Source organism: Streptomyces sp. NPDC056527, from assembly GCF_042794475.1.
Classification (GTDB): domain Bacteria; phylum Actinomycetota; class Actinomycetes; order Streptomycetales; family Streptomycetaceae; genus Streptomyces.
In genome coordinates this window covers 8,880-23,770 of record NZ_JBHTTQ010000031.1, presented here as the reverse complement: position 1 = coordinate 23,770, position 14,891 = coordinate 8,880, and the positions used below count along the sequence as shown (strand labels likewise).

The following is a 14,891-nucleotide window of genomic DNA, read 5'->3' as shown; positions in this document are numbered from 1 at the left end:
ACGTTTCTACGGACTCTGGCCTTGGGTGAACGCACCGTAGCCATTGGTCACGTTCCGCATCTACCGTGTCAGGGTGCAACCCTCCCCTCCCTCCCCACCCTTCAACGCCCTCGCCGCGCGTCGATTGCGCGAAGGCCTCGGTATGGCTCCGGGCCATGTCGCCTACGGCCTCCGCGCGCAGTACGGCCTCGCCGTCACCCCCGACACCGTCATCGCCTGGGAACGCGGCAGGCTCGCCCCGACCTCACAGGAGCTCACCGCGCTCGCCGGCGTCCTCTGGTGCGCCCCCGGCGAGCTGATCGCGGCCGCCACCACCCTGCGCGAGCACCGGATGGCCCGTGGCCTCGCCCCGGACGACCTGGCCCGGCGGGTGGGCCTCGACGCCCCCGGCTATCTGCGGATGGAGGAGTCGGGCCGCTGGCGCGGCAACGAACGCCAGACCGCCGCCCTCGCCCAGACCCTCGGCCTCGGGCCGCGCGCCCTGCTCACCGTGACGGGCAGGAACGACGACCTGGCCCAGCTGCTGCGGGACGCGGCCACGACCCGCTGGCAGGCGTACGTGCGCCCGGTCGTGAAGCTGCTGCCGATACAGAAGCGGACGCTGGAGTTCGCGCTGCAGCGGCTGCACACCGACTACCACGCGAAGATGGCGGCGACGAGCAGCTGGGGCGCCTCGGGCGACAGCGGGGACTCGGGCCGCGCCTACCTCGACGGAATCGTCGAGCGCTTCTGGGAGTTGGTCGGGTCGTAGGGTGTCGCTGTGAGACGACACATCGCCTTCGAGAACCTCCACAACTTCCGTGACCTGGGCGGCTATCGGACCGCCGACGGCGGAACCGTCCGCTGGGACGTCCTCTACCGTTCCGACTCCCTCGCCAAGTTGCGCGGCCCCGACCTGGACAGCTTCCAGGAGCTCGGCGTGGCCGCCGTGATCGACCTGCGCTACCCGTGGGAGATCTCGTCCAAGGGCCGTATGCCGGAGACTCCGGCGACCGAAGGCATCACCTGGCACAACCTGAGCATCGAGCACCGCCCGTACGACCAGGCGGAGATCGACCCGGACATCGACCCGTGGCGCTACCTCGCCGATCGGTTCGCCGAGGTCGCGGCCGACGGGGCGGTGGAGCTGCGCGAGGCTCTGGAGGTGATCGCGTCCGCGGAGGGGCCGCTCGTCTTCCACTGCGCCTCGGGGAAGGACCGTACGGGTCTGCTCGCCGCCGTGGTCCTCTCCCTCCTCGACGTCTCCGACGAGCAGATCCTCGACGACTTCGCACTGACCGAACTGGCCACGGAGCGGCTGATCGCCGACTGGCGCGCCGCCCACCCGGGGCGGGAGCTGCGCTGGCCCGGCTACGGCAGGGCGCCCGCGGAGATCATGCGGCTCTTCCTCGCGGACCTGCGGGCGGAGTACGGCTCGGTGTACGCGTACGTCACCGGGCACGTGGGCCTGGATCCGGCCGTGGTGGAGACTCTCCGCCGGCGCCTGGTGGAGCCGTCGGGCGCCTAGGCCGTTTCCTTCGGATCAGGTGGGCGCCGAGCCTCCAGGTCGTACGGATCAGGTGGGCGCAGAGCCCCCGGGTCGTACGGGCCGGATGGGCGCCGAGCCTCCAGGCCGTACGGACCGAGAGGGCGCCGAGCCTTCATCGCCCGGCGCCGGAGCACCCCGCTGGTCCACCGCCGGCCGGCTAGGTACGGCGGTCGAAGCTGAAGAGCTGGCCCCGGGCGTCCGGGCGGCAGGGTGCCTGGGCGAGCTTCGCCCACTCCGCCGTGCGGTCGCCCGTCACGGTCACGCAGGAGCCGGCCGTCGCCGAGTCCACGGGGACGATGCGGTAGCCCGTGGCGGGACTGCCGTGGGGCTCCAGGCGAAACCTTTCGACACGGGTCGGGTCGCCGCACTCCGAGTCCTCGAACGCGGCGTCCGCGACACGGCCGCCGGTGGGGATGCCGGAGCAGCCGGGGCCGTAGTCGGGGTGGTCGGAGACGATCCGCCAGGTGCCGGCGCCGAGATCCATGAGGGAGTAGCGCGGGACGTCGGCGCCCTCGCACGTCCGCTGGTGGATCTGGCCGCTGCGGCCGCCCCGTCGCTCGTTCAGGCAGAGGTCCGAGCCGATCACCCGTATCCGTACGTCCCCGGCGGCGGGCGCGATCGGGGTGCCGGCCGCCGCGCCGCCGGCGTCGCCGTCGCCGTCCTGGACGAGGGCGAAGACCACGCTGACCGCGGCGAGGACGAGACCGGTGACGGCGACGACCCCGACGAGTGTCCGGTACGTGCGCGACCGGGGGTGTGGAAGCTCGGCGGCCGGATCGGGATCGGGCGCGGTGGGCCACAGGGTGGAGGTCGCGTCCTCCGCGGAGGGCTCGCCGTCCGCTGCGGGGGCGTCGGTCCCGGAGGGCTCGTACACGCCCCGCGCGGCGAGCTCCTTGCGGACCGTCTGCCAGCCCTCCAGGGCTCCGGGGTCCACTCCGCAGGCGCGGACGAAGGTGGTCAGGAGCTCCTCGCGGGGGACGGTCGAGCGCGCGAGCATGTTGGCCACGGTCGAGCGGGGCAGGACGTCGCCGACGGCGGCGGCGCGGGCCGACAGCTCGCGGTAGGTCAGTCCGGACCGGTCCTTGAGCGCCTGGAGCTGCGCGATGAACGAGGCGGCGTCGGTGGCCTCTCGCGGGTCGGGCGCGCTGCGCCCGCCGGCGTAACCCTCGGTCATGCGTGCTCCCCGCCCCTCCCCCGGACAGGGTTGGGACATGTCCGGGACAGCCTCAAGCCTTGTTGATCGAGCCGTTCGACTCAAGAGTGGAAATAGGCAATTCCGGTCCGGGCCGGAATCGTCACGGGGGAAGCACGGGGGACAACGGGGGAACACGAAGGGCCCCGATCGTCCACGGGGGGGCGATCGGGGCCCTTCGACGTCCGAAGGGCGTCGGACGGGTGCCGGTACGGCGTCCGGACATCAGGACGGCGTCGGGACGAAGTCGGGACCGAGGTCCCGGCCGGTCGGGTCGGAAGACCGGCTCTCGGGAGACCCGGCCCCGGGGGCCGACACCCGGGAGACCGGCTCTCAGAAGACCGACTCGGCCTCGGACATCCGGTCCTCCGGGACGGTCTTCAGCTGCGTCACGGCCTCGGCCAGCGGCACCATCTCGACGCTCGTGCCGCGCAGCGCCGTCATCTTCCCGAACTCGCCCCGGTGCGCGGCCTCCACCGCGTGCCAGCCGAAGCGGGTCGCGAGCACCCGGTCGTACGCCGTCGGCGTGCCGCCGCGCTGGACGTGCCCGAGAATGACTGGCCGCGCCTCCTTGCCGAGACGACGCTCCAGCTCGACCGCGAGCCGGTTGCCGATGCCCTGGAAGCGCTCGTGGCCGTACTGGTCGATCTCGCCCTTCTTGTACTCCATGGAGCCCTCGGCGGGGTGGGCGCCTTCGGCGACGCAGATGACGGCGAACTTCTTGCCGCGGGCGAAGCGCTCCTCGACCATCTTGACGAGGTCGTCGACCTGGAAGGGGCGTTCGGGCAGGCAGATGCCGTGCGCGCCGCCGGCCATGCCGGACTCCAGCGCGATCCAGCCGGCGTGCCGGCCCATCACCTCGACGACCATCACGCGCTGGTGGGACTCGGCGGTGGTCTTGAGACGGTCTATGGCCTCCGTCGCCACGCCCACGGCGGTGTCGAAGCCGAAGGTGCGGTCGGTGGAGGAGATGTCGTTGTCGATCGTCTTCGGGACGCCCACCACGGGCATTCCGGCGTCGGCGAGCATCCGGGCGGCGGTCAGTGTGCCCTCGCCGCCGATCGGGATGAGCACGTCGATGCCGTGCAGCTTCGCCAACTCCTGTGCGGACTCGGCGGCTTCGGCCAGCCGGTTGCGCTCCAGGCGGGCGGAGCCGAGGATGGTGCCGCCGCGGGCGAGGATGCCGCTCACCGCGTTGAGATCGAGGGGCCGGTAGTGCCCGTCGAGGAGACCCTTGAACCCGTCCTCGAAGCCGATGACTTCGTCGCCGTGGCCGGTCAGGGCCCGGTGCACGACCGACCGGATCACTGCGTTCAAGCCGGGACAGTCGCCGCCTGCGGTGAGAACTCCGATGCGCATCGTGCCGTGTCTCCTGCTCGGTGAGTGGTACATGTGAGCTCTGTCGATTCTCCCACGCCCTGCAGTGCCCCCGCGCTCCCTGCTACTCCGCGGCACGGCCCCCTGGGGCCTTTCGTCCCCTTGTTGCAGGCCCTTCGCCCGGCGGGCGTCCTACCCACGCCCAGAGGTATTGTCAAGAGGGCATTGCCACCCTTGCGGGGTTTTTTGAACACACTCGGTTGACGAGACCGGGCGGACAGGACTGGACAGGAGACCACGGCGTGACGCGCAGCGTGTACGTGACCGGGATCGACCGCGGGGACGGCCGGCAGGTCGTCGAGCTGGGAGTCATGGAGCTCCTGACCCGCCAGGTGGACCGGGTGGGGGTGTTCCGGCCCCTGGTGCACGACGGCCCCGACCGTCTCTTCGATCTTCTGCGGGCCCGGTACCGGCTCTCCCAGGACGCGTCGACCGTCTACGGCATGGACTACCACGAGGCCTCCGCGCTCCAGGCCGAGCAGGGCACCGACGAGCTGGTCTCCCGGCTCGTCGACCGCTTCCACACGGTGGCCCGCGACTACGAAGTCGTACTCGTTCTGGGTACGGACTACTCGGCCACCCAGCTCCCCGACGAGTTGGCGCTCAACGCGCGTCTCGCCAACGAGTTCGGCGCCTCCGTGATACCGGTCGTCGGCGGCAAGGGCCAGCCCGCCGAATCCGTACGGGCGGAGACGCGCAACGCCTTCCGGGCGTACGACGGGCTCGGCTGCGACGTCCTCGCGATGGTCGTCAACCGGGTGGCGGGCGAGGACCGCGAGGCCATCGCCGAACGGCTCACGGCCCGGCTTCCCGTGCCCTGTTACGTGCTGCCCGACGATGCCTCGCTCGCCGCTCCCACCGTCGCCCAGATCGCCCACACGCTCGGCGCCTCGGTCGTGCTGGGCGACGACTCGGGCCTGGCCCGCAACGCCCTGGACTTCGTCTTCGGCGGCGCGATGCTGCCGAACTTCCTCAACGCCCTGACCCCCGGCTGCATGGTGGTCACCCCCGGGGACCGCGCCGACCTGGTGGTGGGCGCCCTCGCGGCCCACTCCGCCGGCACCCCGCCCATCGCCGGCGTCCTGCTCACCCTCAACGAGCGGCCCAGCGAGGAGATCCTGACCCTGGCCCACCGCCTCGCGCCCGGCACCCCGGTGCTTTCGGTCCCCGGCAACAGCTTCACCACGGCGACCGAACTGTTCTCCGTCGAGGGGAAGTTGAACGCCGCCACGCCCCGCAAGGCCGAGACGGCTCTCGGGCTCTTCGAGCGGCACGTGGACACCGCCGATCTACTGAAGCGGATCTCGGTGGCGCGCACCGGCCGGGTCACCCCGATGATGTTCGAGCACGACCTCCTGGAGCAGGCCCGCGCCGACCGCCGCCGCGTGGTCCTGCCCGAGGGCACCGAGGAGCGCGTACTGCGCGCCGCCGACGTCCTGCTGCGCCGTGACGTCTGCGACCTGACGCTGCTCGGCGACGTCGAGACCATCCGCAAGAGGGCCGCCGATCTCGGCATCGACCTCTCCTCCCCGTCGACCCAGCTGATCGACCCGCAGACCTCGGAGCTGCGCGACTCGTTCGCGGAGAAGTACGCCGAGCTGCGGGCCCACAAGGGCGTGACGGTGGAGCTGGCGTACGACGTCGTCTCCGACGTGAACTACTTCGGGACGCTGATGGTGCAGGAGGGCCTCGCCGACGGCATGGTCTCCGGTTCGGTGCACTCCACCGCCGCGACGATCCGCCCGGCCTTCGAGATCATCAAGACGAAGCCGGACGCCTCGATCGTCTCCTCGGTCTTCTTCATGTGCCTGGCCGACAAGGTGCTGGTGTACGGCGACTGCGCGGTCAACCCGGACCCGAACGCCGAGCAGCTCGCGGACATCGCCGTGCAGTCGGCGGCCACCGCGGCGCGCTTCGGCGTCGAGCCGCGGATCGCGATGCTGTCGTACTCCACCGGCACCTCGGGCTCGGGCGCGGACGTCGACAAGGTCCGCGAGGCGACGAAGCTGGTACGGGAGTCGCGCCCGGAGCTGCGGATCGAGGGGCCCATCCAGTACGACGCGGCCGTCGAGCCGTCCGTCGCCGCGACGAAGCTGCCGGGTTCGGAGGTGGCCGGGCAGGCGACCGTACTGATCTTCCCGGACCTCAACACCGGTAACAACACCTACAAGGCGGTGCAGCGTTCGGCCGGCGCCGTGGCCGTGGGCCCGGTGCTGCAGGGCCTGCGCAAGCCGGTGAACGACCTCTCGCGCGGCGCGCTCGTCAGCGACATCGTCAACACGGTCGCCATCACGGCGATCCAGTCCCAGGCTCAGGAGCTCCCCGCATGACCGGCACCGCCTCCGCCACGCGCGTTCTCGTCCTCAACTCCGGCTCCTCGTCGGTGAAGTACCAGCTCCTCGACATGAAGGGGCACTCCCGGCTCGCGGTCGGTCTGGTGGAGCGGATCGGCGAGGAGACCTCGCGTCTGGTCCACACGCCGCTGCAGGGAGGCGGCGGGGTCAAGCGCGAGAAGGTCGCTCCGATCGTCGATCACGCTGCCGCGCTGAAGGCGGTGGCCGAGGAGCTGGCGGCGGACGGGCTCGGTCTGGACTCCCCCGAACTGGCGGCGATCGGGCACCGGGTGGTGCACGGCGGGCTGCGGTTCACCGCCCCGACCGTGATCGACGACGAGGTGCTCGCCGAGATCGAGCGGCTCGTCCCGGTCGCGCCGCTGCACAACCCGGCGAACCTCACCGGCATCCGTACGGCGATGGCGCTGCGTCCCGACCTTCCGCAGGTCGCGGTCTTCGACACCGCCTTCCACACGACGATGCCGGAGTCGGCGGCCCGGTACGCGATCGACGTGGAGACCGCGGACGCGCACCGGATCCGGCGGTACGGCTTCCACGGCACCTCCCATGCCTATGTCTCGCGCGAGACGGCGAGGCTGCTCGGCAAGGCGCCCGAGGAGGTGAACGTGATCGTGCTGCACCTGGGCAACGGGGCTTCCGCCTCGGCCGTCCGGGGCGGGCGGTGCGTGGACACCTCGATGGGGCTGACGCCGCTGGAGGGCCTGGTCATGGGGACCCGTTCGGGCGACATCGACCCGGCGGTGACGTTCCACCTCAAGCGGGTGGCGGGGATGGACGAGAACGAGATCGACGTCCTGCTCAACAAGAAGTCGGGCCTGGTCGGACTCTGCGGCGACAACGACATGCGGGAGATCCGCCGCCGGATCGACGAGGGCGACGAGCGGGCCGCGCTCGCGTTCGACATCTACATCCACCGGCTGAAGAAGTACATCGGGGCGTACTACGCGGTACTCGGGAGGGTGGACGCGGTGGCGTTCACGGCGGGTGTCGGCGAGAACGCGGCTCCGGTGCGGGAAGCTGCGATCGCCGGTCTGGAGGAGCTGGGTCTGACGGTGGACGCCGATCTGAACGCCGTGCGGTCCGACGAGGCACGGATCGTCTCGCCGGAGTACGCGCGGGTGGCGGTGGCGGTGGTGCCGACGGACGAGGAGCTGGAGATCGCCCGTCAGGCCTTCGCTCTGGTGTGCGGGGAGCCGCTCGGAGGAGTGAACGCCTGAGCACCCTCGCGCCCATTTGTACTTTCCACCAGACGGAATATTCCGCAGCGAAACAAACCGATAGGATCCGCCTCATGCGCCGTTCCAAAATCGTCTGCACGCTGGGCCCCGCCGTCGACTCGTATGAGCAGCTGAAGGCTCTCATCGAGGCCGGTATGAACGTGGCCCGATTCAACATGAGCCACGGGACCCAGGCAGAGCACCAGGAGCGGTACGACCGTCTCCGCAGGGCGGTGGCGGACACCGGCCGCGCCGTGGGCGTGCTCGCCGACCTCCAGGGCCCCAAGATCCGTCTGGAGACCTTCGCGGAGGGTCCCGTCGAGCTGGTGCGCGGTGACGAGTTCACCATCACCACCGAGGACGTCCCCGGTGACAAGTCCATCTGCGGCACCACGTACAAGGGTCTGCCTGGTGACGTCTCCAAGGGCGACCAGGTCCTGATCAACGACGGCAACGTCGAGCTGCGCGTGGTCGAGGTCGAGGGCTCGCGGGTCAAGACCGTGGTCATCGAGGGCGGTGTCATCTCCGACCACAAGGGCATCAACCTGCCCGGTGCGGCGGTCAACGTCCCGGCCCTGTCCGAGAAGGACGTCGAGGACCTCCGCTTCGCCCTCCGCATGGGCTGCGACATGGTCGCCCTCTCCTTCGTCCGCAACGCCGACGACGTCAAGGACGTCCACAAGGTGATGGACGAGGAGGGCCGCCGGGTCCCGGTCATCGCCAAGGTGGAGAAGCCGCAGGCGGTGGAGAACATGGCGGACGTGGTCGCCGCCTTCGACGCCGTCATGGTGGCCCGCGGCGACCTCGCCGTGGAGTACCCGCTGGAGAAGGTCCCGATGGTGCAGAAGCGCCTCGTGGAGATGTGCCGTCGCAACGCCAAGCCGGTCATCGTCGCCACCCAGATGATGGAGTCGATGATCACCAACTCCCGCCCCACGCGCGCCGAGGCCTCCGACGTGGCCAACGCGATCCTGGACGGCGCGGACGCGGTCATGCTCTCGGCCGAGTCCTCCGTGGGCGCCTACCCGATCGAGACCGTGAAGACGATGTCGAAGATCGTCGCCGCGGCCGAGGAGGAGCTGCTCTCCAAGGGCCTGCAGCCGCTCGTGCCGGGCAAGAAGCCGCGCACGCAGGGCGGTTCGGTGGCCCGTGCGGCCTGCGAGATCGCGGACTTCCTGGGCGGCAAGGCGCTGATCGCCTTCACCCAGTCCGGCGACACCGCGCGCCGCCTCTCGCGCTACCGCACGATCCAGCCGATCCTGGCCTTCACCACGGACGAGTCCACCCGCAACCAGCTCACGCTGAGCTGGGGCGTGGAGTCCTTCCTCGTCCCGTTCGTGGAGACCACGGACGCGATGGTCGACATCGTCGACGCGGAGCTGCTGAAGCTCCAGCGCTACGGCGAGGGCGACACCATGGTCATCACGGCCGGCTCGCCCCCCGGCGTCCCGGGCACCACGAACATGGTCCGGGTGCACCACCTGGGCGGCGCAGAGCACGCGTGACACGCGCCGCCGGCCTCCTGGCATGACGAGGGCCCCCGTCCGGATCGGACGGGGGCCCTCGTCATGTGCGGCTCCCTGACGGGCTCTGTCACACGATCAGTTGGGCTCGACCGTGTTGCGCAGACCGGGGACGGTGAGCGTGCCGCCGAACTGACCGGCCTGGGTGACCTCGACGTCCGTGAAGATCGCGAACGGCACGTCGAGCGGCGGCGGGGTCTCCGGGCTGAAGGTGACCGGGATGATGCCGAAGAGGTTGCCCTTCAGCTTCTCCGTGTACATGGTCACCGTGCCGTTGCTCATGGTCGACGTGGAGCCCTTGTCGGACCGCACGTGCCCGGTGTAGCCCTTCGAGTGGACGGTGCGCTGGTGCAGGTCCTTGATGTCCACGCCGTCCTTCGCGGTGAACTTCAGGACCTTCTTGACCTTGCCACTGCCCGTCTTCACCTCGACGATGCCGTGGTACTTGAGGCCCTTCAGCGTGAGCCTCGTGCTGTTCAGGATCCACGGCTCGTCCGGGAGCAGCGGGACGCCCGGCTCCAGCTCCGCCGCCGCGAGCGCCTCGGGGTCGGGCTCGGGGCACGGGAAGCGCGGCTTGGCGCCCTCGGGTATGTCCTCGTCCTTCTTGGCGTCGAGGCCCTTGGCGTCTTCCGGCAGCTCCTCGACCTCGGCGCCGACCTTGGCGGCGGCCTCCTCGATCGCGGCCTTGGTCTTGTCGACGGGGGTCTCGGCCTGGGTGTCGGCCTTGTCCGCCGTGTCGGCCTTGTTCGCCGTGTCCGTCTTCGGAGCCGTCGTCGCCGGCTTCTCGCTCGCCGGAGCGGTCGGCGTCGGCGTGGTCGACGGCGTGGCCGTCGGCTCCGCGTCGGGCCCGTCGAACAGGTCCTTGATCTTGTCGCCGATTCCCAGCGGGTCGAGCGGGTTGACGCTCTTCGTCGCGGTGGGTGCGGGGGCCGGGGCCTGCTGCGCGTCGGCGTTCTGCTGCGTGGCGGCGCCCTGCTCCGTGCCGGCCGTCGCCGAGGGGCTGGACGTCGGCTTGGGCGACTCCTGCTCCTTGGTCTCCTCCGGCTTCGGCGAGGCGGACGCGCTCGCGGTCGGCTTCGGGCTCTCGGTCGCGGCGGGCTTCGTCGACTCCTCGGCCACCGGCTCGTCCGAGCGGGTCACGCACGGACCGGGTGCGAAGGGGATGTCCTTCTCGTCGGCGAGGGCGAGCTTGGGCGCCATGCCCATGCCCATGAGGACCGCGGTCGGCATGGCCGCCAGGGCCATCGCCTTGCCCGCGGGACCCTGGATCTTGTTCAGCAGGGACTTGCGGGGAGCCGCGTGCCGCGGACCCCTTCCTGCCAGAGTGGCGCCGTCCGCAGCCGTCGCCGACTGCGGCGACTGTGTTTCGTCACCCCGCACTGTTCCTCCCGCCGTTGGCGTCGATCGTCGTTTCGGTCGCCTGCGCGTCCTCCGCGGCACGCTGCTCCGGGACCGGGGCCTTCTCGAAGGCGACCGCCTGGGTCTCCTCCCGGGCCTCGGCTCCGTCCTGCTGACCGTCGTTCTCGTGCTCGCCCTGCAGGGCTTCCGCCTCGGCCGTCTCCTCCACCGGGACGCCGGGCGCCCAGGCGATCGACATCCCGCCGCCGATCAGGGAGAGCAGGAATCCGACGACGAGGCCGCCGAAGTTCGACACCGGGATGGAGACGAGCCCCAGCACGATGGCGGCGACGCCCGCGAACACCCGGACGATGGGCTGGAACCACATCGTCAGACCGAGCGTGATGAGCAGGACGCCGATGATCAGCGCACCGGCTCCGGCCGTGGTGGCGATGGCGATCGTCATGTTGCCGAGTCGCATGTCGCCGTACGGGAGATACGCGATCGGTACGCCACCGAGGATCGTGAGCAGGCCCGCCCAGAAGGGGCGCTCGCCCCGCCAGGTACGGAAACGGTTCTCGCTCGGGACTCCGCGGGAAGCAGTGGACTCGGCGCTCATGGAAAACAGCTCCCTGGAAGCGGTGTTGCGTAAGAAAGGTGGTGAACGGCGGTACGGACCGGAGCGGGCAGGGCCGTACGGAACGACCCCACCCGCCGGGTGCGTACTACTCGGTGAAGCACTCCTTGGGAGCGCCCGTGTGCAGCTTCAGCTTGAGGTCGGGAAGCTTGAAGGTGGCGGCGGTCGTCGCCCACGCCTTCTGCTTCACGTCCATCAGCTTGGCCGACTCGGCGCGCTGCGAGAAGCCGTACGGGTTGGCCGTGGTGCCGGGCTGGATGCCGGGCTTGCCGTCGGCCTTCGGGAGCTTGCCCGCGGCCACACCGATGTCGATGTTGCCGAACTCGGCGTCCGCGTCGAGCGACGAGACATCGAGGTAGATGTCCTTCGCGTACACGGGGTTCTTCGCGTCCGTACCGGCCCGCAGCTCCAGCGAGACGTTGCCGAGGAACGGCACGTTCGGCGTCACGACGGACTGGCACATGTTGGTGATCCAGGCCTCGGAGAAGCCAGAGACACCGACCGGCTGAGCGAACGGCTTGCCCTCGAGGTCCTTGCCCGAGACGACGTTGCCGTACTGGACGAAGTCCTTACCGACAAGGCTGTCGGCCTTAACCTTGAACTCCTGGCCGGAGATGCTGAAGGACGCGGCAAGCGCACCCTGAGCCAGGCCGACACCGATCGCGGCCGTCGCGGCCACACTCGGCACCATGACAACGGCGAACCGCTTCCATCTGGTCCCGCCACGAACCTGGGACTTCATGAGAATCCTCCTTCTCGGACGTACATCTCCGGATGGGCCCAGGGCCCGTCCTGGGATGGGAGAAGCGCTACGTCCTCGGGAAGGAGCGCCGAACATCGGGCGCGACCCGCGTCCGATTCACCGGCGATCACCCCCGAGCGACAACCACTGGCCACGCCTTGCGCGCAACCTCCTTGGACAGGCCCCGCCGGTGAAGGCAGGAACCCCCCTGTCCACGGTCGGCGCCACTGTCGCCGACCCACTCGGTGGGGACCCTCGCCGCGAACCCGGTTGGTTGCCGGGCTGGTGCGGTTTCGGACCGAGCGTCGCCGATCGTGGTCCATTACGGGCCGGGGCACAAGGGGGTTCGTTACCGGCTAGTAACGGGTGGATAACCACGCCACGACAGGGCGATGTCGCCCGGCCACACAGGGTGCAGTTCACCGGGGCCGTACATCAGGATGTTGAGGATGAAAGCCGGACAGAATGCCGGGTTCGATTTACTGCAAGTAACAGCGGCCGCGTTTACCAAGTTTTGGTAAAGCGCGGCCGCGAAATGTCACCGTGTCGCCAAATCGGCGCGATTCCGCGCGCCTGGAACGTGCCTAGAACAGCACCCGCGCGAGGGCCTGACGGGCCGCCGTGACCCGCGGGTCCTCGGGACCGATGACCTCGAAGAGCTCGAGCAGCCGCAGTCGCGCCGCGTCACGGTCGTCACCGGCAGTGAGCCGGACGGCGTCCACGAGCCGGCCGAAGGCGTCCTCGACGTGACCGCCCACCAGATCGAGATCCGCGGCGGCGATCTGCGCGGTGACGTCGGCCGGATTGTCGGCGGCGTTCTTGCGCACCGCCTGCGGGTCCATGTCCTGCACCCGGGCGAGCAGCTCGGCCTGGGCCAGGCCCAGCTTGGCCTCCGGGTGGCCGGGGTCGTCGGCGAGCACGTTCTTGTACGCCTGGACGGCGCCGGCCAGGTCACCGGCGTCGAGCGCCGACATCGCCGCCTCCAGCAGCGCGTCGTACGGACCGGCGGGCACCGGGGCCTGCGCGGCCTCGCCGAAGGCGTCGGCGTCCGGGTCGACGACGATGCCCGTGAGGCCGAAGCGCTCCTCGCCGACCTGGATCAGCTGGTCCAGGGTCTGCCGGATCTGGGCCTCGGGCGCCGCGCCCTGGAAGAGCGGCAGCGCCTGACCGGCGACCACCGCGAAAACGGCCGGAATTCCCTGGATGCCGAACTGCTGCATCAGCATCTGGTTGGCGTCGACGTCGACCTTCGCGAGGAGGAAGCGTCCGTTGTACTCGACGGCCAGCCGCTCCAGGAGCGGGCCGAGCTGCTTGCAGGGCTCGCACCACTCGGCCCAGAAGTCGATGACGACCGGAACCTCGGCGGAGCGCTGGAGGACATCACGCTCGAAGCCGGCCTCGTCGACATCGATCACCAGGGCAGAGGGGGAGACCGCCGCCACGCCACCCTGCCGGGCGGACTCGGCACGCGCCTGCTCCGCCTTCGCCTTGGCCTCTCCGGCCGCCTTCACCGCGGCGAGGTCGACGACGCCGCTCATGGACATGTTTCTGGGCTGCATGAGTACATCCTCCCCCTTCCGCGCGCGTGACCGGTACGTCATGGCTGAACCGTGCACCGGAGTGCACGGTTCGCGTTCTGTTTGCACCGGGTCCCCACCTGGTGCGTGTGGTTTGTCGCTCGGGCTGCTCAGAGCCTTTCGCTACGGGTCGTAGCGTAACTGTCCGGCCCGGCCCACGGCCAGATCTCCTCGGTGAACTGGCTCACATCACGCGCCTCTGGCGCAATACCTACCGGCGGGTATGGTCGATCTCCATGTGTAGCCGCACCAGTTCCCGCAGCCGTACCGGACGCCCCCGCAGCGTCGCGGCCGATGCCGCGATCCTCGAGGCGACCCGTGCCGCCCTGGTCGAACTGGGCTGGTCCAAGTTGACGATGGGCGATGTGGCCGGCCGGGCCGGGGTCGCCAAGACCACCCTGTACCGGCGCTGGGCGAGCAAGAACGAGCTGGTCGTGGACGCCGTCGCCGTCCTCTTCGACGAACTCGAACTCCCGGACCTCGGTTCCCTCCAGGCCGACATCGAGAACGTGGTGCTGCAGTTCGCCGCACTGCTCCAGCGGCCGGAGACCAAGACGGCGCTGATGGCGGTGGTGGCGGAGTCGACGCGCGACGAGCCGCTGCGCGAGCGCATCCGCAGCTCCATCGTCGACCGGCAGAAGCGGCTGGTTCTGGAGGGTCGCCAGCGCGCCCAGGCCCGCGGCGAACTCCCCACCGACCGGGACCCGGTGTCGATCGACGACACCGACGACCTGATCTTCGACGTGATCGCGGGCGCCGTGGTCCACCGCGCCCTGGTGAGCGCGGAACCGGTCGACGCGGCCTGGGTCCAGCGCTTCACCGCACTCCTGATCGGCGGCCTGGGCGCGGCGGCGGCCACACCCTAGGGTGACGGTCGTGACGATCACTCTGAACAGCGCCGTGCGCGCGCTTCTGGACGACATCAACCCGGCGATCCTGGGCACCGTCCATCCCGACGGCTCTCCGCAGACCTCGGTGGTCTGGGTGGCCAGGGACGGTGACGAGCTGGTGATCTCCAGCCAGGACGGCCGCCGCAAGATCAAGAACATCCGGGCCGATCCGCGGGTCAGCCTGATCGTGTACGACCGCAAGGACCCCCAGCTGTACGCCGAGATACGCGGCACGGCCACGGTCACCGAGGACGTGGGCCGGGCCGTCGCGGTCGCGATCGAGGAGCGCTACGAGGGTCCGGGCGCCGGCCAGGAGTACCTCGACCTGCCGCCGGAGGTGGTGCGGGTGGTCGTGCGGATCACGCCGACGAAGGTCGTCGGCACGGCCGCGTAGCGGCCGAAGCGGAAGGGGGGGGTCGGGGCGTACCCGACCCCCCCCGCACGGAACGCGAGTAACCCCGGGGGGGCCGGGAGATTGCCCACAACACGCCGAGCACGGCGGAGAAAGAGCCCAGG

The 14,891-nt window shown here is 70.4% G+C and carries 13 protein-coding genes; 7 read left to right on the top strand and 6 right to left on the bottom strand.

Translation table 11 applies throughout. The annotated features are described in order from the left end of the window. Window positions 1-142: 142 nt before the first annotated feature. Both ACFQ7Q_RS17580 and ACFQ7Q_RS17575 read left to right on the top strand, forming a co-directional pair. Window positions 143-751, top strand: coding sequence for a helix-turn-helix domain-containing protein (locus ACFQ7Q_RS17580; protein ID WP_383555650.1), 609 nt, complete (start codon window positions 143-145; stop codon window positions 749-751). Between the two features lie 9 nt (window positions 752-760). Further along, window positions 761-1,507, top strand: coding sequence for a tyrosine-protein phosphatase (locus ACFQ7Q_RS17575; protein WP_383555648.1), 747 nt, complete (start codon window positions 761-763; stop codon window positions 1,505-1,507). Between the two features lie 178 nt (window positions 1,508-1,685). On the opposite strand, the gene ACFQ7Q_RS17570 is transcribed toward ACFQ7Q_RS17575, so the two are convergent. Together ACFQ7Q_RS17570 and ACFQ7Q_RS17565 are read right to left on the bottom strand one after the other, a co-directional pair. Beyond that, the gene (locus tag ACFQ7Q_RS17570) at window positions 1,686-2,702 is read right to left on the bottom strand and encodes a helix-turn-helix domain-containing protein (RefSeq protein WP_383555645.1); all 1,017 of its coding nucleotides are present in this window, start codon (window positions 2,700-2,702) and stop codon (window positions 1,686-1,688) included. Between the two features lie 351 nt (window positions 2,703-3,053). Beyond that, window positions 3,054-4,079, bottom strand: a complete 1,026-nt coding sequence (locus ACFQ7Q_RS17565; RefSeq protein WP_383555642.1) for an ATP-dependent 6-phosphofructokinase — start codon at window positions 4,077-4,079, stop codon at window positions 3,054-3,056. Window positions 4,080-4,339: 260 nt separating this feature from the next. On the opposite strand from ACFQ7Q_RS17565, the gene pta reads away from it, so the two are divergent. The 3 genes from pta to pyk all read left to right on the top strand — a co-directional run bounded on the left by pta (window position 4,340) and on the right by pyk (window position 9,173). Beyond that, window positions 4,340-6,427 (top strand): phosphate acetyltransferase, encoded by a 2,088-nt coding sequence (pta, locus tag ACFQ7Q_RS17560; RefSeq protein WP_383555639.1) that lies wholly within the window; start codon window positions 4,340-4,342, stop codon window positions 6,425-6,427. Then, on the top strand, window positions 6,424-7,668 hold the full coding sequence (locus tag ACFQ7Q_RS17555; protein WP_383555636.1) for an acetate kinase: 1,245 nt from the start codon (window positions 6,424-6,426) through the stop codon (window positions 7,666-7,668). Before pta ends, ACFQ7Q_RS17555 begins: the two co-directional genes overlap by 4 nt. 74 nt (window positions 7,669-7,742) lie before the next feature. Further along, window positions 7,743-9,173, top strand: coding sequence for a pyruvate kinase (gene pyk, locus ACFQ7Q_RS17550; protein ID WP_383555632.1), 1,431 nt, complete (start codon window positions 7,743-7,745; stop codon window positions 9,171-9,173). Window positions 9,174-9,269: 96 nt separating this feature from the next. On the opposite strand, the gene ACFQ7Q_RS17545 is transcribed toward pyk, so the two are convergent. The 4 genes from ACFQ7Q_RS17545 to ACFQ7Q_RS17530 form a co-directional block, all read right to left on the bottom strand. Continuing rightward, window positions 9,270-10,571 carry a hypothetical protein gene (locus ACFQ7Q_RS17545; protein WP_383555629.1) on the bottom strand — a complete coding sequence of 434 codons (1,302 nt, stop codon included), beginning with the start codon at window positions 10,569-10,571 and terminating at the stop codon, window positions 9,270-9,272. Then, entirely contained in the window at window positions 10,561-11,148 is a 588-nt protein-coding gene (locus tag ACFQ7Q_RS17540; RefSeq protein WP_383555626.1) for a DUF6114 domain-containing protein, read from the bottom strand. Before ACFQ7Q_RS17540 ends, ACFQ7Q_RS17545 begins: the two co-directional genes overlap by 11 nt. A 106-nt stretch (window positions 11,149-11,254) precedes the next feature. Continuing rightward, a complete protein-coding gene (locus ACFQ7Q_RS17535; RefSeq protein ID WP_383555623.1) occupies window positions 11,255-11,908 on the bottom strand; it encodes a DUF6230 family protein in 654 nt (217 codons plus the stop codon). A gap of 584 nt (window positions 11,909-12,492) precedes the next feature. Continuing rightward, entirely contained in the window at window positions 12,493-13,467 is a 975-nt protein-coding gene (locus tag ACFQ7Q_RS17530) for a tetratricopeptide repeat protein (RefSeq protein WP_383555620.1), read from the bottom strand. Window positions 13,468-13,721: 254 nt separating this feature from the next. Between ACFQ7Q_RS17530 and ACFQ7Q_RS17525 the strand changes: the two genes are divergently transcribed. Both ACFQ7Q_RS17525 and ACFQ7Q_RS17520 read left to right on the top strand, forming a co-directional pair. Then, window positions 13,722-14,351, top strand: coding sequence for a TetR/AcrR family transcriptional regulator (locus tag ACFQ7Q_RS17525; protein WP_383555617.1), 630 nt, complete (start codon window positions 13,722-13,724; stop codon window positions 14,349-14,351). Window positions 14,352-14,361: 10 nt separating this feature from the next. Beyond that, window positions 14,362-14,769: a PPOX class F420-dependent oxidoreductase gene (locus ACFQ7Q_RS17520; protein WP_383555614.1), complete on the top strand. Its 408-nt coding sequence runs from the start codon at window positions 14,362-14,364 to the stop codon at window positions 14,767-14,769. Window positions 14,770-14,891 lie beyond the last annotated feature (122 nt).